This window comes from Streptomyces sp. NPDC050485 (genome assembly GCF_044458185.1).
In the GTDB taxonomy this organism is placed as follows: domain Bacteria; phylum Actinomycetota; class Actinomycetes; order Streptomycetales; family Streptomycetaceae; genus Streptomyces.
In genome coordinates this window covers 1-18860 of the sequence record NZ_JBITHR010000003.1, presented here as the reverse complement: position 1 = coordinate 18860, position 18860 = coordinate 1, and the positions used below count along the sequence as shown (strand labels likewise).

At 71.1% G+C, this 18860-nt stretch carries 19 protein-coding genes; 11 read left to right on the top strand and 8 right to left on the bottom strand.

From position 1 onward, the window contains the following. Positions 1 to 174 precede the first annotated feature (174 nt). Both ACIBK6_RS06655 and ACIBK6_RS06650 read left to right on the top strand, forming a co-directional pair. Positions 175 to 381, top strand: coding sequence for a hypothetical protein (locus ACIBK6_RS06655; protein ID WP_399049357.1), 207 nt, complete (start codon positions 175 to 177; stop codon positions 379 to 381). An 83-nt stretch (positions 382 to 464) separates the two neighbouring features. Next, the gene (locus tag ACIBK6_RS06650; protein ID WP_399049355.1) at positions 465 to 983 is read left to right on the top strand and encodes a SixA phosphatase family protein; all 519 of its coding nucleotides are present in this window, start codon (positions 465 to 467) and stop codon (positions 981 to 983) included. 80 nt (positions 984 to 1063) lie between these two features. Here ACIBK6_RS06650 and serB read toward each other — a convergent pair whose 3' ends face one another. Then, a complete protein-coding gene (gene serB, locus ACIBK6_RS06645; protein WP_399049353.1) occupies positions 1064 to 2305 on the bottom strand; it encodes a phosphoserine phosphatase SerB in 1242 nt (413 codons plus the stop codon). 101 nt (positions 2306 to 2406) lie between these two features. Further along, entirely contained in the window at positions 2407 to 3999 is a 1593-nt protein-coding gene (locus ACIBK6_RS06640; RefSeq protein ID WP_399049351.1) for a streptophobe family protein, read from the bottom strand. Positions 4000 to 4345: 346 nt separating this feature from the next. On the opposite strand from ACIBK6_RS06640, the gene ACIBK6_RS06635 reads away from it, so the two are divergent. Then, positions 4346 to 6889 (top strand): FHA domain-containing protein, encoded by a 2544-nt coding sequence (locus tag ACIBK6_RS06635; protein ID WP_399049350.1) that lies wholly within the window; start codon positions 4346 to 4348, stop codon positions 6887 to 6889. A gap of 78 nt (positions 6890 to 6967) precedes the next feature. On the opposite strand, the gene ACIBK6_RS06630 is transcribed toward ACIBK6_RS06635, so the two are convergent. The 3 genes from ACIBK6_RS06630 to ACIBK6_RS06620 all read right to left on the bottom strand — a co-directional run bounded on the left by ACIBK6_RS06630 (position 6968) and on the right by ACIBK6_RS06620 (position 9704). Continuing rightward, positions 6968 to 7639, bottom strand: a complete 672-nt coding sequence (locus ACIBK6_RS06630; protein WP_399049348.1) for a transglycosylase SLT domain-containing protein — start codon at positions 7637 to 7639, stop codon at positions 6968 to 6970. A 269-nt stretch (positions 7640 to 7908) separates the two neighbouring features. Next, positions 7909 to 8988 carry an S-adenosylmethionine:tRNA ribosyltransferase-isomerase gene (locus tag ACIBK6_RS06625; protein ID WP_399049345.1) on the bottom strand — a complete coding sequence of 360 codons (1080 nt, stop codon included), beginning with the start codon at positions 8986 to 8988 and terminating at the stop codon, positions 7909 to 7911. Further along, positions 8985 to 9704, bottom strand: coding sequence for an SDR family NAD(P)-dependent oxidoreductase (locus tag ACIBK6_RS06620; protein WP_399049343.1), 720 nt, complete (start codon positions 9702 to 9704; stop codon positions 8985 to 8987). The genes ACIBK6_RS06625 and ACIBK6_RS06620 overlap by 4 nt, the downstream gene beginning before the upstream one ends. 230 nt (positions 9705 to 9934) lie before the next feature. Here ACIBK6_RS06620 and ACIBK6_RS06615 point away from each other — a divergent pair, with 230 nt between their 5' ends. The 3 genes from ACIBK6_RS06615 to ACIBK6_RS06605 all read left to right on the top strand — a co-directional run bounded on the left by ACIBK6_RS06615 (position 9935) and on the right by ACIBK6_RS06605 (position 12151). Continuing rightward, a complete protein-coding gene (locus tag ACIBK6_RS06615) occupies positions 9935 to 11119 on the top strand; it encodes a GAF domain-containing sensor histidine kinase (protein ID WP_399049342.1) in 1185 nt (394 codons plus the stop codon). Next, positions 11112 to 11756 (top strand): response regulator, encoded by a 645-nt coding sequence (locus ACIBK6_RS06610; RefSeq protein WP_399049340.1) that lies wholly within the window; start codon positions 11112 to 11114, stop codon positions 11754 to 11756. The genes ACIBK6_RS06615 and ACIBK6_RS06610 overlap by 8 nt, the downstream gene beginning before the upstream one ends. A gap of 149 nt (positions 11757 to 11905) precedes the next feature. Further along, complete coding sequence (locus tag ACIBK6_RS06605; protein ID WP_399049338.1) at positions 11906 to 12151, top strand: chaplin; 246 nt, start codon at positions 11906 to 11908, stop codon at positions 12149 to 12151. Positions 12152 to 12267: 116 nt separating this feature from the next. On the opposite strand, the gene ACIBK6_RS06600 is transcribed toward ACIBK6_RS06605, so the two are convergent. Continuing rightward, a complete protein-coding gene (locus ACIBK6_RS06600; RefSeq protein ID WP_399049337.1) occupies positions 12268 to 13056 on the bottom strand; it encodes a hypothetical protein in 789 nt (262 codons plus the stop codon). 218 nt (positions 13057 to 13274) lie between these two features. On the opposite strand from ACIBK6_RS06600, the gene ACIBK6_RS06595 reads away from it, so the two are divergent. The 4 genes from ACIBK6_RS06595 to ACIBK6_RS06580 all read left to right on the top strand — a co-directional run bounded on the left by ACIBK6_RS06595 (position 13275) and on the right by ACIBK6_RS06580 (position 16439). Next, the gene (locus tag ACIBK6_RS06595) at positions 13275 to 14066 is read left to right on the top strand and encodes an ABC transporter ATP-binding protein (protein ID WP_399049336.1); all 792 of its coding nucleotides are present in this window, start codon (positions 13275 to 13277) and stop codon (positions 14064 to 14066) included. A gap of 47 nt (positions 14067 to 14113) precedes the next feature. Then, entirely contained in the window at positions 14114 to 14542 is a 429-nt protein-coding gene (locus tag ACIBK6_RS06590; RefSeq protein ID WP_399049334.1) for an NfeD family protein, read from the top strand. Positions 14543 to 14621: 79 nt separating this feature from the next. After that, complete coding sequence (locus ACIBK6_RS06585; protein WP_399049333.1) at positions 14622 to 15572, top strand: SPFH domain-containing protein; 951 nt, start codon at positions 14622 to 14624, stop codon at positions 15570 to 15572. 93 nt (positions 15573 to 15665) lie between these two features. Further along, complete coding sequence (locus ACIBK6_RS06580; protein ID WP_399049332.1) at positions 15666 to 16439, top strand: sulfite exporter TauE/SafE family protein; 774 nt, start codon at positions 15666 to 15668, stop codon at positions 16437 to 16439. 69 nt (positions 16440 to 16508) lie between these two features. Here the strand turns inward: ACIBK6_RS06580 and ACIBK6_RS06575 are convergent, their stop codons facing one another. Together ACIBK6_RS06575 and ACIBK6_RS06570 are read right to left on the bottom strand one after the other, a co-directional pair. Beyond that, positions 16509 to 17024, bottom strand: coding sequence for an HNH endonuclease (locus tag ACIBK6_RS06575; protein WP_399050149.1), 516 nt, complete (start codon positions 17022 to 17024; stop codon positions 16509 to 16511). Positions 17025 to 17206: 182 nt separating this feature from the next. Continuing rightward, on the bottom strand, positions 17207 to 17743 hold the full coding sequence (locus tag ACIBK6_RS06570; RefSeq protein WP_399049331.1) for a YbhB/YbcL family Raf kinase inhibitor-like protein: 537 nt from the start codon (positions 17741 to 17743) through the stop codon (positions 17207 to 17209). A 149-nt stretch (positions 17744 to 17892) separates the two neighbouring features. On the opposite strand from ACIBK6_RS06570, the gene ACIBK6_RS06565 reads away from it, so the two are divergent. Next, positions 17893 to 18534 carry a DNA-3-methyladenine glycosylase gene (locus tag ACIBK6_RS06565; RefSeq protein WP_399049330.1) on the top strand — a complete coding sequence of 214 codons (642 nt, stop codon included), beginning with the start codon at positions 17893 to 17895 and terminating at the stop codon, positions 18532 to 18534. The last annotated feature ends 326 nt before the right edge of the window (positions 18535 to 18860 follow it).

Here is an 18860-nt window from a genome sequence, read left to right as displayed (position 1 = left end):
CCCCGAAGAGCGGATGGTGGTGCTGTCCCCACCATCCCCTAGGGGGCCAGGGTCAGGGTCGACTGGGTGGGTCACCGGATGGGACCGGGCCCGCCGGATCCGTAGGTTCTGAGGTACCACGACGAACGCCACGTTCGTACGCGGAACTCGTACCGGAACCACACGGAGGCGGTCATGCCGGCCCACACGCACCCCAGGTCCCCCCACCCGGCCACCGGTGGCGTCGACTTCAGGCTGCCGTGGTGGGGAGTCGTGCTGCCCGCGATCGCGTTCGGCGTGCTCCTCGCGCTCGTCATCGGATCGGGCGACACCCAGGCCGGGTCCGCCGACGCCACCCTCGCCCACCTCGTCGACCGCATCCAGCAGACCCTGTCCCGCTAGCCGCGAACCTCCTTTATCACGCCGGTGGGGCAGCCCTCGGACCCCCTGCGCCCACCGCCGCCATTCATGCGAAGCTGGGAAGCATGAGCGTCGATACACCCCGCAGGATCGTCCTCCTCCGGCACGCGAAAGCCGACTGGCCCCAGGTGTCCGACCACGACCGGCCGCTCGCCGACCGGGGGCGGACGGACGCCCCCGTCGCCGGCCGCCGGCTGGCCGCATCCGGTATCCCCTTCGACCTTGCCCTCTGCTCCAGCTCGGCCAGGACCCGCGAGACCTGGAAGCTGGCCGTCCAGGAGCTGCCGCACCGCCCCAGGACGGTCTACGACGAGCGGCTGTACGAGGCGTCGCTCGGCGAACTGATCGCGCTGCTCAACGAGACCCCCGACGACGTCGCCAACCTGCTGCTCATCGGGCACAACCCCGGGATGCACGCCCTGGCCGACGCGCTCGCGGGGCAGGCCGAGAGCGATGTGCTGGCGCGGATGAACCGCGGCGGCTTCCCGACCTCCGCCTTCGCCGTGGTCACCTTCAGCGGCTCCTGGAAGTCGGTGGAGCACGGCGTCGGCAAGCTCGTGGACTTCTGGGCCCCGCACGACTGACGACTCGTACGCGGTACGAAGACAGGGCCCCGGCGCAGTGCACCGGGGCCCTCCCCGCATCCGTTACGCCGTTCGGAGACTCAGTCGAGGAGGCCGTCGGCGGCCTCGACCTCTTCGCGGGTGATGCCGAGCAGATACAGCACGGTGTCGAGGAAGGGCACGTTCACCGCGGTGTGCGCGGCCTCCCGGACCAGCGGCTTGGCGTTGAAGGCGACGCCGAGACCGGCCGCGTTCAGCATGTCGAGGTCGTTGGCGCCGTCGCCGATCGCCACCGTCTGGGCCAGCGGCACCCCGGCCTCGGCGGCGAACTCCCGCAGCAGCCGCGCTTTCCCGGCCCGGTCCACGATCTCGCCGGTGACCCGGCCGGTGAACCTGCCGTCCTTGATCTCCAGGGTGTTGGCGGAGGCGAAGTCGAGCCCGAGCTGCTCCTTGAGGCCGTCGGTGACCTGGGTGAACCCGCCCGATACGACGCCGACTTGATAGCCGAGCGCCTTGAGCGTGCGGACCAGGGTGCGGGCGCCCGGAGTGAGGCGGACCTCGGAGCGCACCTTGTCCACCACCGAGGCGTCCAGGCCCTTGAGCAGCGCCACCCGGGCGTGCAGCGACTGCTCGAAGTCGAGTTCGCCGCGCATCGCGGCGGCGGTGAGCTCGGCGACCTCGTCCTCGCAGCCGGCGTGCGCGGCGAAGAGCTCGATCACCTCGTCCTGGATCAGCGTGGAGTCCACGTCCATCACGACGAGCCGCTGGGCCCGCCGGTGCAGCCCCGCCGAGACGACGGCCACGTCCACGCCGAGAGCGGCGGCCTCGGTCGCGAGCGCCGTGCGCAGCGGCCCGGTCTCCACGCCGGACACGGCGAACTCCACCGCCGTGACCGGGTACTTGGCGAGCCGGAAGATGCGGTCGATGTTGCCGCCGGTGGCGGTGATGCTGGCCGCTATGGCCGCCGTGGACTCGGCGGTGAGCGGATGGCCGAGCACGGTGACGTGCGAACGGCCGCTGCCGCGCGGCCTGTTGTCGCCGATGCCGGAGATGATCTCGGCCTGGAGGCGGAGCGATTCCGCCCAGCTGTGCACGGTGGCGCGCAGCTCGCCCGCGGAAGCCACGGTCGGCTCGGTGACGAGCACGCACAGTACGAGGCGGCCACGGGAGACGACCTGCTCGATGTCCACGACATCGACGGAGTAGGCGGCGAGGGTGTCGAAGAGCCCGGCGGTGATGCCGGGGCGGTCCTTACCGAAGATCTTGACGAGGAGGGTGGGTACGTCAGAGCTCTGACCGGCGTCGGAGGTCTGGCCGGCGGGGTGCAGGGGCGATGGCGTCATGGTGATCCCACCGTATCCGCCCGCAGCTGAGGCCCGGCACGCCGTCCCGACCTGCGGACAGCGCCCCCTCGGACGGCCCCCTCGCCCGGCCCGCGCGCTGCTCAGCGGCGGCCCCGGGGCGCACCCGGCGGGGGCGGCGGGCCCTCGTACGGCGGCCTGCGCGGCCGGGGCCCGGCCGGGGGGCGGTCCGGGAGGCCGGGCAGCGTGGGGGAGCCGTGCAGTCCCGGCGGCAGCTTCAGATACGGGTTGGTGTCGGGGTTCGGCGGCCGGTAGGGCGGCGCCGGGTGGTACGGGCCCGGTGCCCCGGCCGTCTCCCCGCGCGGCCCCGGTGGTGCGCTCGCCTCGCCCGCGAGCGGCGCGGCCCGCCGCCCGGCCGCCCCCGACACCCGGGCGAGCAGCGCCCCCGCCGCCCCGGCCCCGGCGCCCCACGCCGCCCCGAGCGCCACCGCGAGACCCGCGTCGCCGTGCAGCTCGACGCCCGCCCCGAACGCGTCGAAGCCCAGGACCGACAGGGAGGCGTTCGCGGAGACCCCGGTCAGCCACACCATCAGGGGAAGCGCGAGCGCGGTGGCCGCGCCGAGCGCCAGCGCGCAGCTCCCCGTGAACGCGCCGAGGGAGCGCCCGCGCACCGGCGTACGAGCCGCGGCGAGCACCCCCGCGTACAGCATGAGGACGGCCGTCGCGAGGGCCAACAGCCAGACCCGGTGGTCGAGTTGGGCGAGCCGCCCCAGCGTCACCGACTGGTCGGTCCGGACCCCGAGGAGCTGGTCGAGCGGGTGGGGGAGCAGCCGGGCGAGCGTTCCGGTGGCGTGTCCGCTCCACGGCACGAAGAGGCCGAGCGGGATCGCGAGCCAGACGGCGTTCGGGGCGCCGAGCAGCGCGGCGCCCGCGATGCGCCGCGGGTGGGCGTCGCCGATCGCCGCGTACGCCGCCGCCGCGAGCCCCGCCGCGACCGCGACCAAAGCCACCGCGACCAGCGCCGACACGGCGGGCCGCACCACCCGGTGCAGCGCTTCCCAGCCGCGCGGCAGCGGGGTGCGGCGCGAGGCGAGCAGGGCGATCACGAGCACCCCGAGCACCCAGCACACCGCGCCCGCCAGCGAACGGGCGGCATCGACGCTGAAGCCGACCCGCGCCTTGGCGTGGGCGAGGCCGGCGAGCCGGCCCGGCAGCAGACCGCCGATGTCCCCGAGGCCGGGGATGCCCGGCACCTTCACCTTGTCCAGGCCCAGCTGTCCGCCGTCGATCGTGATGAGGTCGTGACCGGCCCAGGCGAGTCCGCCGATGACGGCGACGAAGAGGACGGCCACCGCTGCCGCGCGCACCGCCAGCTCCGTACCCGAGATCCAGGTTCCGGCGGCCCGCAGCGAGCGGAGGAAGAACCAGGCGAGCAGGACCGCGCCCGCGAGACCGACCCCCAGTGGCGCGAAATCGACGGTGGTGCTGGCCTCCGCGCCGCTCAGACCGAACGCCGAGACGTCGCCGGACGGCGTGACCGAGCCGCCCGCCCCCAGCACCACCACGGCCGCCGTCATCGGACCCAGCGCCCCCGCCGCGTCCGCCCCGAGCAGATGCAGACCGAGCGCCGCCGTCCCCGCCATCGCGACCAGCGCCCAGCTCACCGAGGCGATCGCGGCGAGGACGGCATCGCCCCATCGGATCGCGCCCCGGCCCGTGTTGTCGCGCACACCCATCAGGACCCCCGGATAAGAGCCGACTTGCCCCATTAATGCGGAGAGAGCATGTTGATCCGCATCCCAAGGTATTTATGGGTGGACAGCATGATCCGTACGCACTCATGGGTGCTTACTACTCTCGGGGGGTGTTTGCTCCACGTCAACGGGCGGACGCCGGGGGCCTGTTGCAGGACCGGGACCGGACTGTGCGCGGTCTGTGCACGTAATTCACAAGGCCCGGGTTTCGGATACGAGCCCGGGCCTGAAATAGTTCCCCCCGATGTTCACCATCCCTAGACTCCCCGTGCGGGAGTCACAGGCCTCCGGCGCGGAGGCCTTTCGGGGGACTACAAGTGGGGCTGGAGTGCCGGAACTCGTACTGGAATTGAATGGCAGCACCTGGACGCTCGACGCGTCCAGGTCGTACACCCTGGGACGTGATCCGCAGGGTGACCTGGTCGTCGACGACGCCAGAGTCTCGTGGCGGCATGCCACGATCAGCTGGGGCGGACGTAGTTGGGTCATCGAGGACCACGGATCCACCAACGGCACCTATGTGCAGGGCCAGCGGATCCACCAGATGGAAATCGGCCCCGGCTCCTCGGTCCACCTCGGCAACGCGACCGACGGTCCGCGGCTGAATCTGTCCGGTGCCGCCGCGGCCGCCTACGCGCAGCCCGCCCCGGCCCAGCAGGCGCAGGCGGCCCCTGCGCAGCAGCCCCAGCAGGGCGGGTGGGCTCCGCAACAGCAGCAGCCCCAGCCGCCGCAGCAGGCCCAGCAGGCGCAGGTCCCGCAGCAGTCGTGGCAGCAGGCACAGCAGGGGCAGCCCCAACAGCAGCCCCCGCAGCCGCAGTTCCCGCAGCAGGGCGGCGCCGCCGGCGCCCCGCCCGTCTACGGGGACCGCAGCCCGACCACCTTCCACCACCTGTCGCTCGGCCGGGTCATGCGCATCGGCCGTGCGCTCGAGAACGAGCTGGTCGTCTCCGACCTCCAGGTCTCGCGCCACCACGCCGAGTTCCACGCGACGCCCGACGGCCGGATGGAGATCCGCGACCTCGGGTCCCACAACGGCACCTACGTCAACGGCCAGCCCGTCGCCAAGTCGGGCACCGCGCTGCTCGGCCCCAACGACATCGTCGGCGTCGGACACTCGACCTTCCGCATCGTCGGCGACCGGCTCGAAGAGTTCGTCGACACCGGTGACGTCTCCTTCTCCGCCCGCCACCTGACCGTCACGGTCGACGGCGGCAAGGACATCCTCAAGGACGTCTCCTTCGGCGTCCCCGAGAAGTCCCTCATCGCGGTCATCGGCCCCTCGGGTTCCGGAAAGTCCACCCTGCTCAAGGCGCTCACCGGCTACCGGCCCGCCAACCAGGGCGACGTCCTCTACGACAACCGGAACCTGTACAAGCAGTTCGCCGAGCTGCGCCAGCGCATCGGTCTGGTCCCGCAGGACGACATCCTGCACAAGGAGCTGACCGTCCAGAAGGCGCTGAAGTACGCGGCCAAGCTGCGCTTCCCCGCCGACACCACCGAGACCGAGCGCCAGCAGCGCATCGACGAGGTGCTGCGCGAGCTCAAGCTGGACATCCACAAGGAGAAGAAGGTCACCTCCCTCTCCGGTGGCCAGCGCAAGCGCGTGTCGGTGGCCCTGGAGCTCCTGACCAAGCCTTCGCTGATCTTCCTGGACGAGCCGACCTCCGGCCTCGACCCGGGCATGGACCGCGACGTCATGCAGCTCCTGCGCGGCCTCGCCGACGACGGCCGCACGGTCCTGGTGGTCACCCACTCGGTGGCCGAACTCGCCATCTGCGACAAGCTGTTGGTGATGGCGCCGGGCGGCTCGGTCGCCTACTTCGGTCCGCCGGAGGAGGCGCTGAACTTCTTCGGCTACAGCACCTGGGCCGATGTCTTCTCCGCCTTCGAGAGCTACCGCGACTACGACTGGGCGGGCCGCTGGAAGGGCTCGCAGCACTACCAGATGTACGCCGCGGACATCGACGCGGTCGCCCCGCAGTCGGTGCAGATGCCGCCGGCCCAGGCGATGAAGCCGCCGAAGCCGCAGGGCTGGGTCTCCCAGCTGTGGACGCTGATGCGCCGCTATGCGTCGGTCATCGCCTCCGACAAGGGCTTCCTCGTCCTGTCGGTGGCCCTGCCCGCCGTGATCGGCGCGGTCAGCGTCGTCATCCCGGCGAAGTTCGGCCTCGCGGCGCCCACACCGCCGTCCCGGTTCAACGGCGACGCGGGCACGATCATGCTGATCCTCACGGTCGGCATGTGCTTCTCCGGCGCCGCCAACTCCGTACGAGAACTGATCAAGGAACGGGTCATCTACGAGCGCGAACGGGCCACCGGCCTGTCCCGCTCGGCGTACCTGATGTCCAAGATCCTGGTCCTCGGCGTCATCACGGCCGTCCAGGGCGTGATCCTCTGCGTCATCGGCTTCTCGACCCGCAAGCTGCCCACCGAGGGCCTGGTGATGCCGCCGGCGATCGAGATGTGCCTGGTCGTGATCGCGCTCGGCTTCACCTCGATGATGTTCGGCCTGATCATCTCCTCGCTGGTGAAGACCTCCGAGAAGACGATGCCGCTCCTGGTCATGTTCGCCATCGTCCAGGTCGTCTTCACCGGCATTCTCTTCAAGGTGTACGACTCGGTCGGCCTGGAGCAGTTCGCCTGGCTGATGCCGTCCCGCTGGGCCATCGCCGGCGCCGGCACGACGCTCGACCTGTCCCACCTGATGGGGCCGATGGACGAGAACAACCCGACCAACCTCGACCCGCTGTGGAAGCACGACGCCGCGCAGTGGTTCACCGACATCTCGGTGCTGATGCTGATCGGCATCGCCCTCGGCTTCGTGGTCGCGCGCCTGCTGCGCCGCCACGAGCCCGAGGTCATGCGCAAGTAGCGCCGCGCCGCAAGACGCCGAAGGGCGGCACCCCTGTGCGGGGTGCCGCCCTTCGGCGTCGGGTACGCCCTACGTCGCTCAGTAGGCGCTGTTGACGTTGTCGATCGAGCCGTACCTGCTCGCCGCGTAGTTGGCGGCGGCGGTGATGTTGGCGACCGGGTCGTAGATGTTCGACGAGGTGCCCGGCACGTGGAAGGCGTTGAAGGTCGGCTGGATGACCTGGAGCAGACCCTTCGACGGGATGCCGTTGATGGCGTTGATGTCCCAGCCGTTGATGGCGTTCGGGTTGCCGGTCGACTCGCGCATGATGTTGCGGTGCAGACCGTCGTAGGAGCCCGGGATGCCCTTGCTCTTCATGATGTCGAGGGCCTGGCGGATCCAGCCGTCGAGGTTGTTGGCGTACACCGGCTTGCGGGCGGCGGAGCGGCTGGCGGCGGCGGCCTCGTCACGCTGCTTCGCGTCGGCCTCGGCCTTCGCCTTGGCGTCCGCGTCGGCCTTGGCCTTCGCGGCGTCCTGGGCCTGCTTGCCCGCGGTGACCTGCTGCTGGGAGATGCTCTCCGAGAGCGTCTTGGTGCTGGCGACGGTCGCCGAGAAGGCGGCCGGCTCGGCGGCAACGGCGTTGCCCGACGTGCCTGTCCCGGGGAGAACCGTCAGGGCGAGAGCGGCGGCGCCGAGGGCGGCGACACCGGCAATCGAGATCTTGTGCGTCTTGTGGAGACGACTATGACCAGGGTTGCTGGACTCGGGCATGGCGGTTGGACCTCTTCCGAATGACGTGGACGGCGCACCGAGGCGCCGCGGCGGTTGAGCCGCAGCGCTGTGCGACGGGAGTCATTGTTAGCGGCCGCAAAATCGTGTGGCAAAGGTGCGACATACGAAGCCGGATAGTGGATCAGGGGCCCGCGAAAGACGCGTCCTACCCGCTCTCGCCCCGCTCACACCGCCTTTATTTGTCCACTAGTGAGCTTCGTAAGTGATATGCGTCCTATGCCCGGGCTCACATCGAACACGTAACAGTCTTACCGGGCGTTGCGGTAGCAATGCGCAGGGTGAGGGTTCTCGGCCGGAAGTATGAGGTGGACGTCGCCGAACTCGTGCCACAGGTAGAGCCGCCTCAGCGCCTGGTCGTAGGCGACGGCCAGTGCCTGGCGCCCCGCGATCGCCTCCAGCATCAGGAGGTGCGAGGCCTCGGGCTCGTGCAGCCCGGTCAGCAGGGCGTCCACCACCCGCACCCCGCGCTCCGGGGTCACCACGAGATCCGTCCACCCCGACGCCTCCCGCACCACCCCGTCCGGCCCGGTCGCCGACTCCAGGGCGCGCACCGCGGTGGTCCCCACGGCCACGATCGTGCCGCCGCCCGCCTTCGCCGCGTTCACCAGCCGGGCCGTGGCCCGCGGCACCTCGAAGCGCTCCGGGTACGGCGGCTCGTGCGCCTCCGCCGACGCCACCCCCGTGTGCAGCGTGATCGGCGCGAACTGCACACCCCGCCGCACCAGTTCCGCGACCAGCTCCACCGTGAAGGGCCGCGCCGCGCTCGGCATCTCCGCCGAGCCGAGCCCGCCGGGCGCGGGCAGCGCGAACACCGTCTGGTACGCGGCCAGCGGCTGGTCCCGCTCGGTGTAGCCGTACCGGATGGGCCGCCCGTGCCGGTGCAGCAGCCCCGGCACATCGACCGCCGAGCTCCGCGCCCACCACAGGCGGTCCGGGCTCAGCGCCTCATCGAGGACCAGCCGCTCCCCGCCGGGCAGCGCGACGACCGTCCCCGACCGGTCCCCCATCCGCCGCTCCGTACTTCCGGACGCGGCCGGTGTACGCAGCTCCACCGCCCAGCGCCCGTCGGACCCCCGGGTGGAGAAGTGCACCACCACCGGCCGCCCCGCCACCGTGCCGTCGACCGCTGAGGGCAGGGTCGCGGAGGTATTGACGACGAGTACGTCCCCGGCCCGCAGCTGTCCCGCGAGATCGCGGAACGCGTGATGGGACACCGCTTCTCCCCGCGACACCATCAGCCGCACGTCGTCCCGCCCCGAGCCGCGCACCTCCGCGGGCACCGAGGCGAGCAGTCCGTCCGGCACCCGCACCACCATGGGCACCGTCATCGCGCCTCCTCCACAAGACGCGCCTTCTCCACAAGAGAGGGAGCGGAGTACCGCCCGCTCGCGGGCCGCTCGTCGAGGAGTCGCAGGAAGCCCGGGACCACCGCGGCGGGCTCCGGCCTGCCGGAGTCGTCGTCCACCGGCACCGCCGCCGCGTACAGATCCGTCCGCATGTCTCCCGGGTCCACCGCCCACACCCGCAGCCCCGGCTCCTCGACGGCGAGCACCGCCGCCAACTGGTCCAGCGCCGCCTTCGAGGCCCCGTACCCGCCCCAGGTCCGGTACGCCTCCACCGCCGCGTCCGAGCTGACCGCGACCACCGCGCCCGCCCGCGCCCCGCGCAGCAGCGGCAGCGACTCCTGTACCAGACCGAGCACCGCGACCACATTGGTCTCCAGCGCCGTCCGCAGCCCCGCGAGATCCAGCGCATCGAGCCCTACGAGCGGCTCGGCGCCCAGCGCGGAGGCGTTGTTCACCAGCAGATCGAGCCCGCCCAGCTCCCGCGCCGCCGCCACCAGCTCCGCGCGGTGCCCGGCATCGGTGACGTCCCCGGGCAGCGCCACGACCTGTGTCCCGTACGCCATGAGCCCGCGCGCCGTCTCCTCCAGTACGGGCGCGGTCCTGGCGTCGAGGACCAGATCCCAGCCCCGCGCGGCCAGCGCCCCGGCGAGCGCGCGCCCCAGCCCCTTCGAAGCCCCCGTGATGATCGCAACCGGCATGGTGTCCAGCCCCTCTGTCCGTCTATGTGCGTGCGCTGATCTGCATCTGTCGATCTGCATACGTCGATCCGCGTCCGTCGATCTGCGTTCAGAGTGGCGCCGGGCCCGGTCCCGCCGCCTCGGACGCGGGCCCCACCCCGCCAAGGCACTTCGACCTAGGCCCGGGGACCCAGGCCGTGGCCGTCCACAGGCCGAGGCGGTCTGTCGTACCCCGCCGGTACGGTGACCACATGAGCCGTCCCCGACCCGTCCACCCCGCCCCAGCAGGGGAGAGCCCGTCGCCGAACGCGGGCCTCGCCGCCGTGAGCAGCGCCCTGCTCGCCATGAGCCGGCACCTTGAGGTCAGGGACGTCCTCAAGACGATCACCGCGTCCGCGCGCGAACTGCTCGACGCGGAGTACGCGGCGCTCGGCGTGCCCGACGACCACGGCGGCTTCGCCCAGTTCGTGGTCGACGGCATCAGCGAGGAGCAGTGGCGGGCGATCGGACCGCTGCCGCGCCAGCACGGCATCCTCGCCGCGATGCTCCACGAGGAGAAGGCGGAGCGCCTGGCCGACGTCCGCGAGGACCCCCGCTTCGAGGGCTGGCCGTCCGCCCACCCCGACATGTCGGACTTCCTCGGCATGCCGATCCGCGACGGCGAGGAGACGATCGGCGCGCTCTTCCTCGCCAACAAACGCTGCCCCAAACCGGAGGGCGGCTGCGGCTTCACCGAGGACGACGAGGAGTTGCTCGGCATCCTCGCCCAGCACGCCGCCATCGCCCTCACCAACGCCCGCCTGTACGAGCGCAGCCGAGAGCTCACCATCGCCGAGGAGCGCTCCCGGCTCGCGCACGAGCTGCATGACGCGGTCAGCCAGAAGCTCTTCTCGCTGCGTCTGACCGCCCAGGCGGCAGCCGCGCTCGTCGACCGCGACCCGGCCCGCGCCAAGGGCGAGCTCCAGCAGGTCGCCGCCCTCGCCGCCGAGGCCGCCGACGAACTGCGGGCCGCCGTCGTGGAGTTGAGGCCCGCGGCGCTGGAGGAGGACGGCCTGGTGAACACCCTGCGCACCCAGATCCAGGTCCTGGACCGGGCCCACGCGGCCCGCGTCACCTTCGACAACCGCGGGGTCCGCGCGCTGCCCCCGGCCCAGGAGGAGGCCCTGCTGCGGGTCGCCCAGGAAGCCCTGCACAACGCGCTGCGCCACTCCGGCGCCGACCGGGTCGACGTCGTACTGGCGAGGAACGGGCAGGGCGCGGTCCTGCGCGTCACCGACAACGGCAAGGGCTTCGAACCGAGGGCGGTCCGCCGGGCCGGCCGCCATCTCGGCCTGGTGTCGATGCGGCACCGGGCGAGCGGTGTGGCGGGCCGGCTGACCGTGCAATCGGCACCCGGCGAGGGCGCCACGATCGAGATGGAGGTCCCCGGTGGCTGACAAGGTGATCAGGGTCCTGCTCGTGGACGACCACCAGGTGGTCCGCCGGGGGCTGCGGACCTTCCTGGAAGTACAGGACGACATAGAGGTGGTGGGGGAGGCCTCCGACGGCGCCGAGGGCGTCGCCCGCGCCGAGGAGCTGAAGCCGGACGTCGTCCTGATGGACGTGAAGATGCCGGGCATGGACGGCGTCGAGGCCCTGCGCAAGCTCCGCGAGCTCGCCAACCCCGCCAGGGTCCTCATCGTCACCAGCTTCACCGAGCAGCGCACGGTGGTCCCCGCCCTGCGCGCGGGTGCCTTCGGCTACGTATACAAGGACGTCGACCCGGACGCGCTGGCCGGAGCGATCCGCTCGGTGCACGCCGGGCACGTGCTGCTCCAGCCCGAAGTCGCGGGCGCCCTGCTCGCCCAGGACGAGGGGCACGGCGGCACCGGCCGCGGCTCCACGCTCACCGAGCGGGAGAAGGAGGTCCTGGCGCTGATCGCGGACGGCCGCTCCAACCGGGAGATCGCCCGCGCGCTCGTCCTGTCCGAGAAGACCGTCAAGACGCACGTCTCGAACATCCTGATGAAGCTGGACCTCGCCGACCGCACCCAGGCCGCGCTCTGGGCCGTACGACATGGGGTGACGGGCTGACCCGCGGCGAACCGGAACGTCAGGGTCCTGCTGAACATTCATACCGTCGTGTGTATGTCACCCACATAGCGCATCCCCTGGGGGTCGGCGGCCGTTCTTCATGGCGTGCCGCGGCGGCTGGCCGCGGCGATGACCAGGAGGATCCTGAAGTGAAGAAGCTCAACAAGGCCGTCGCCGTCACCATGGTCGCGGGCGGCATGCTCGCCGCTGCGGCGGGTGCCGCCTCCGCCAACGGCGGGGCGAACGCCGACGGCAAGGCCGAGCACTCCCCGGGCGTGGTCTCCGGCAACCTGATCCAGGCCCCGGTCCATGTCCCGGTCAACGTCTGCGGCAACACGCTCAACGTGGTCGGCCTGCTGAACCCGGCGTTCGGGAACGAGTGCACCAACCACTGACCGGCCCCGCGCCCACGCAGTGACCTCCGGCCCCCAGGCTCAGCCCGGGGGCCGGAGGCGTACCCGCGACCGGACGCGGGGGCCGACGCCCCGCGCAACCGCGGGCCCGCCCGGGGTCAGCCCCGCCGCTCCCGCTCCTCCACATACGCGTTGTACGCCGCGACCCTCGCCCGCCTCGCCACCCGCTCCACCGGGCGCAGCGCCTCGCCCCGCGCCGCGATCTCCGAGGCACTCACCGCGCCCCCGTGGCCGCTCTCGTACGCGATCGACACCAGCAGTGCGACCCGCCGGGCCAGCTCAAGGACCCGGACCGCGCGCGGCGGATACCCGGGGGCGAGCACCTCCTCGTCGGGGCCCTCGGCCCGTGCCCGGTACGCGTCGATCGCCGCTGCCGCGGCCGGGCCCGAGCCCGCCACATCGAGCCGGGTCAGCTCCGCCGTCGCCTCCCGCAGCGCCTCCGCCAGCTCCCGCTCCGCCTCCCCGAGCGAGGGCACGTCGGCCGGCGGTGCCTCGCGCACCGCCAGGCAGTGCCAGCGGACCTCGGCATGCACATCACCGGCCGGCCCCACCTCGTACACCTCGGGGACGAGCCCGTACGGCGCCCCGAACCCGACCACCGCCTCCTCGGCCTCAAGCGCCCGCGCGTTGAACTCCGCGGGACCGCTGAGCCCCAGCGGATGCCCCGCCGTGGGCAGCGCGACCCGCCACCCGCTCACCCCGAGCGTGCGCAGCCGGCCGAGTGCCAGCGTGAGCCCCACCGGCGCGGATTCGCCGGGCAGCCCGGCCACGCGGTGCACCGCGTCCTCCCCGACGATCGCGAGCGCAGCGTCGTCCGGCGAAACATTTCCGGCCAACAGGGCATTTCCCCAAGCGGCCAGCCGACCTGAACGTGGTTCCGAGAACATGCCCCCAGCCTAGGGAAGCCCCACGACCGGCCCCAGGGGGGTGTCCGGCGGATCAGGGCCGGGGTCGCGACGCCTGGCAGGGCCCTCATCCACCGGCCACCCCCTAAGGGCGGGATCACTTCACCGGTGGCGTAGGTTTTCCCCTGGGGCCGCGCCCACAGGCGCGCCCGAACGGCACTCGCGAACTCAAGACGATGGCATGGGGAGACAACGCGCTCATGAGCGATGTACTGGAGCTGGTGGACGTATCCGTGGTCCGCGACGGACGCGCTCTGGTGGACGACGTCTCCTGGTCGGTCAAGGAAGGTGAGCGCTGGGTCATCCTCGGCCCCAACGGCGCCGGCAAGACCACCCTCCTCAACATCGCCTCCAGCTACCTCTTCCCGAGCACCGGCAGCGCCAAGATCCTCGGCGAACAGCTCGGCAAGGTCGACGTGTTCGAGCTGCGCCCGCGCATCGGCATGGCCGGCGTCGCCATGGCCGACAAGCTCCCCAAGCGCCAGACCGTCCTGCAGACGGTGCTCACCGCCGCGTACGGCATGACCGCCACCTGGCAGGAGCACTACGACGCCGTCGACGAGGACCGCGCCCGCGCCTTCCTCGACCGGCTCGGCATGACCGACTTCCTGGACCGCAAGTTCGGCACGCTCTCCGAGGGCGAGCGCAAGCGCACCCTCATCGCCCGCGCCATGATGACCGACCCCGAACTCCTCCTCCTGGACGAGCCCGCCGCCGGTCTCGACCTCGGCGGCCGCGAGGACCTGGTGCGCCGCCTGGGCAGGCTCGCCCGCGACCCGTACGCGCCCTCGATGGTCATGGTCACCCACCACGTCGAGGAGATCGCCCCCGGCTTCACCCACGTCCTCATGATCCGCCAGGGCAAGGTGCTCGCCGCCGGCCCCATGGAGACCGAGCTGACCTCCCGCAACCTCTCCCTCTGCTTCGGCCTCCCGCTGCTCGTGGAGCACCGCGGCGACCGCTACACCGCGACCGGTCTCCCGCTCGGCTGACCAGCGCGCACTGTCGGGGAGCGGCCACCCCGACCTACCATGACCTGGTGGACATCGAGGCATGGATCTGGTGGCTGGTGGCCGCGGCCGGTCTGGGCATTCCGCTCGTACTGACCGCCATGCCCGAGTTCGGCATGATGGCGGTCGGCGCGATGGCCGCCGCGATCGGAGCGGGCTTCGGTCTCGGTCTCGTCGCGCAGGTGCTCATCTTCGTGGCCGTCTCCGTCGCGCTCATCGCGGTGGTACGCCCCATCGCCGCCCGGCACCGCAACCAGCGTCCCCAACTCGCCACCGGAGTCGAGGCGTTGAAGGGCCGTCAGGCCCTCGTCCTGGAACGGGTCGACGCCCGCGGCGGCCGGATCAAACTGGCGGGCGAGATCTGGTCCGCACGCGCACTCGACGAGGACCAGGTCTTCGAACCGGGCCGCCGGGTCGATGTCGTCGAGATCGACGGAGCCACTGCCATCGTCATGTGAACCATGCCAGGATCATCCGGTCCGGAACTTCCGACAGCTTCCAGGACTTACCGAGAGCAAGAAGGGCACGGGGTACGCGATGTCAGCGATCATCATCGTCCTGATCATTCTGGTGGTGCTGGTCTTCATCGCCCTGATCAAGACCATCCAGGTCATTCCGCAGGCCAGCGCCGCGATCGTGGAGCGTTTCGGCCGCTACACGAGGACCCTCAACGCCGGACTGAACATCGTCGTCCCGTTCATCGACTCGATCCGCAACCGGATCGACCTCCGCGAACAGGTCGTCCCCTTCCCGCCCCAGCCGGTGATCACCCAGGACAACCTGGTCGTCAATATCGACACCGTCATCTACTACCAGGTGACCGACGCCCGCGCCGCGACCTACGAAGTCGCCAGCTACATCCAGGCGATCGAACAGCTCACCGTCACCACGCTGCGCAACATCATCGGCGGCATGGACCTGGAGCGGACCCTGACCTCCCGCGAGGAGATCAACGCGGCGCTGCGCGGCGTCCTCGACGAGGCCACCGGCAAGTGGGGCATCCGCGTCAACCGCGTCGAACTCAAGGCGATCGAGCCGCCGACCTCCATCCAGGACTCGATGGAGAAGCAGATGCGCGCCGACCGGGACAAGCGCGCCGCGATCCTCCAGGCCGAAGGTGTACGGCAGTCGGAGATCCTGCGCGCCGAGGGTGAGAAGCAGTCCGCGATCCTGCGCGCCGAAGGTGAGGCCAAGGCGGCCGCCCTGCGCGCCGAGGGCGAGGCGCAGGCCGTCCGTACGGTCTTCGAGGCCATCCACGCCGGCGACCCCGACCAGAAGCTGCTCTCCTACCAGTACCTCCAGATGCTGCCGAAGATCGCCGAGGGCGACGCCAACAAGCTCTGGATCGTGCCCAGCGAGATCGGCGACGCCCTCAAGGGCCTCTCCGGCGCCTTCGGCAACCTCGGCGGCGGAATGCCCGGCTTCAACACGGGCGGCAACTCCGGCAACGCCCCCGTCGAGCGCCGCGAGGAACCCCCCGTCGACTGAGGGCAGTTGACTGTGCCCTGCACCGTGCATGCATGATCAGTGCGGCCCCTCGACCTCCATGGCGGGGAGGCGACTCACTGATTGTGTAAGGAGATGGCCTTGTCCATCTGGGAAGCACTCGCGGTCTTCGCCGCCGGAATCGGCGCGGGCACCATCAACACGATCGTCGGCTCAGGCACGCTCTTCACCTTCCCCGTGCTGCTGGCGACCGGACTCCCCCCGATCACGGCCAACGTGTCCAACGCGCTCGGCCTGGTCCCCGGCTCCATCAGCGGAGCCATCGGCTACCGCCACGAACTGCGCGGCCAGCTGCGCCGGGTGCTCCGGCTCGGCGGCACCGCCCTGCTCGGCGGCCTCGCCGGGGCGGTCCTGCTGCTCGCCCTGCCGTCCACGGCGTTCGACGCGATCGTCCCGGTCCTGGTCGGCGCCGCCCTCGTCCTCGTCCTGTTCCAGCCCCGCATAGCCGCCGTCATCAAGAGCCGCCGCGAGGCCCGCGGCACCGAGGCCCACCCCGAAGGCGGCACCGCCCTCCTCGTCGGCCTCTTCCTCGCCAGCATGTACGGCGGCTACTTCGGCGCCGCCCAAGGCGTCCTCTACCTCTCCCTGATGGGCCTGCTCCTGAGCGACAGCCTGCAGCGCATCAACGCCGTCAAGAACATCCTCGGCGCCGTCGTCAACGGCATCGCGGCCGTCTTCTTCCTCTTCGTCGCCGAATTCGACTGGACCGCCGTCCTGCTCATCGCCGTCGGCTCCACCGTCGGAGGCCAGATCGGCGCCAAGGTCGGCCGCCGGCTGAAGCCCGCGGTCCTGCGCGGCGTCATCATCGCCGTCGGCGTCGTCGCCATCCTCCAACTGACCCTCAAGTAGCGGCCGTACGCACGTGAAGGAGCCCGCCCTCATCGTGAAGGCGGGCTCCCCGCAAGGAAGTTGACCCTGTTACGCGGCCGGTACGGCGCCCGAAGCCAGCCACTCGGGCAGCTCCGACCGGTCCCCGGCCGCCATCGCCAGCAGCATCGCATCGGCCGGCGACGGCACGAACGGCTGCCGCAGCAACGGCATCCCCGCCTCCTGGGGCGTCCGGTCCGCCTTGCGGTGATTGTCCTCGGCGCAGGACGCGACCGTATTCAGCCACCCGTCCCGGCCGCCCTGGGCCCGCGGCACCACATGGTCCACGGTCGTCGCGCGCCGCCCGCAGTACGCGCACCGGTGCTGGTCCCTGATCAGCACCCCCCGCCTCGACCACGGTGCCTGTCTTCGGAACGGCACCCGTACGTATCTGCACAGCCTGATCACCCGCGGCACCGGTATGTCGACGGCGGCCGCACGCATCCGCAGCTCGGGGTGGGACTGCTCGACCACGGCCTTGTCCTGGAGGACCAGCACCACAGCGCGGTTGAGCGTCACCGTCGACAGCGGCTCGAAGCTCGCGTTCAGTACCAGCGTGTCCCGCATCGTGCCCACCTCCGTAGTGCCGGCCCACTCCCTGGCGGGCATGGATCAACTCTGGCCGGGCTCGCCACGATGGACAACGCAATATCCGGGCCGGCCCGAGGCGCACCCCGGACCCCGGCAAAAGAAAAATGCCCTGTCCTGATCTCTCCAAGACCAGGGCAGGGCAAACGGAAAGCGAACTGTCAGCTCTGCGCGGGAGAGGTGTACTCACCGATGAGCTGGGCCCGCCCGAGCGTGTGGAACCGCAGATGGAAACCGACCACGGCCGGTGAGGCCTCCGCGTCGGGGCCCAGCCTGTCGGTGTCGACCGCGTACACCGTGAAGACGTACCGGTGGGTCTCCCCGGCCGGCGGCGCGGCGCCCCCGAAGTCCTTCGAACCGTAGTCGTTGCGCACCTGCACGGCCCCGGCCGGCAGTCCCTCGAACTTCCCGCTGCCCGCTCCTGCCGGCAGCTCGGTCACCGAGGCCGGGATGTCGAACAGCGACCAGTGCCAGAACCCGCTGCCCGTGGGAGCGTCCGGGTCGAAACACGTCACCGCGAAGCTCCTGGTCCCCGCTGGGAAACCCTCCCAGCGCAGCTGCGGCGAGGTGTTCCCGCCCCCGTAGACCTGGGCGTCCTTCAGCACGGCCCCCGGCTCGAGGTCCTCGCTCACCACGGTGAACGACGGCACCTCGGGGTGGAAGTCGTGGGGAAGCGGCGGCCTCTTGAGCTCGCTCACGTCGGCACCTCCTGATTCGGCATCAACTGGTAGGCCCGAGCCTAGGGGGCTTTCTCCCCAGAACCAGTTCCGCCGCCCGCCGACGTCGGCCTGACGAACGCGCGACCGCGGAATCCCGTTCCGTCCGCCGTCCACTACCCTCGTACGGCATGATCGCGGGCACCGAACGTACGCCACTTCCCAGGGACTTCTTCGACCGCCCGGTCCTGGAAGTCGCCCCGGACCTCCTGGGCCGCACGCTGGTACGCCGCACTCCGGCGGGGCCTCTTGAACTCCGCCTGACGGAGGTCGAGGCGTACGACGGCCCGAACGACCCCGGCTCGCACGCCTTCCGCGGCCGCACGGCCCGCAACGACGTGATGTTCGGCCCGCCCGGACACGCGTACGTCTACTTCACGTACGGGATGTGGCACTGCCTCAACCTGGTGTGCGGCCCCGAAGGCAGGGCGAGCGGTGTGCTGCTCAGGGCGGGGGAGTTCCAGGTGGGCGCCGAACTGGCCCGCAAACGTCGACTCTCGGCCCGTCATGACAAAGAACTGGCCAAAGGCCCGGCCCGGCTGGCCACCGCACTCGATGTGGGCCGGCACCTGAACGGCACGGACGTGTGCGGTGGCCCGGAGTCCCCGCTCGCCATGCTCGCCGGCACCCCTCCCACGCCCGACCAGGTACGCAGCGGTCCGCGTACCGGAGTGGGTGGTGACGGCGCCCCGCACCTCTGGCGCTTCTGGATCTCCGACGACCCCACGGTGAGCCCCTACCGGGCCCATCAGCCGCGCCGCCGCCGAACTTGACTCGGCTTCAAGGGACGCCTAACGTGGCCCGAGCCGCTTGAGACGGGCCCTGCTGTTCAGCAACCCCAAGTGGCCATCCACTACCTACGATCGAACCCCAACGGGTGCGAATTTCGGCATGCCGCAATTCGAACTCGAATGACTCGATTATGAGTAGCCGGGGAAACCCGCTAAAGTAGTGGTCACGCCGAAAGGGAAACGCGAAAGCGAAGAACTCGAAGCGAACCCCAATTCCGACGGGGAATCGGACACGAAAGAGTCTGATAGAGTCGGGAACACGAAATACCGAAGGGAAGCGCCCGGAGGAAAGCCCGAGAGGGTGAGTA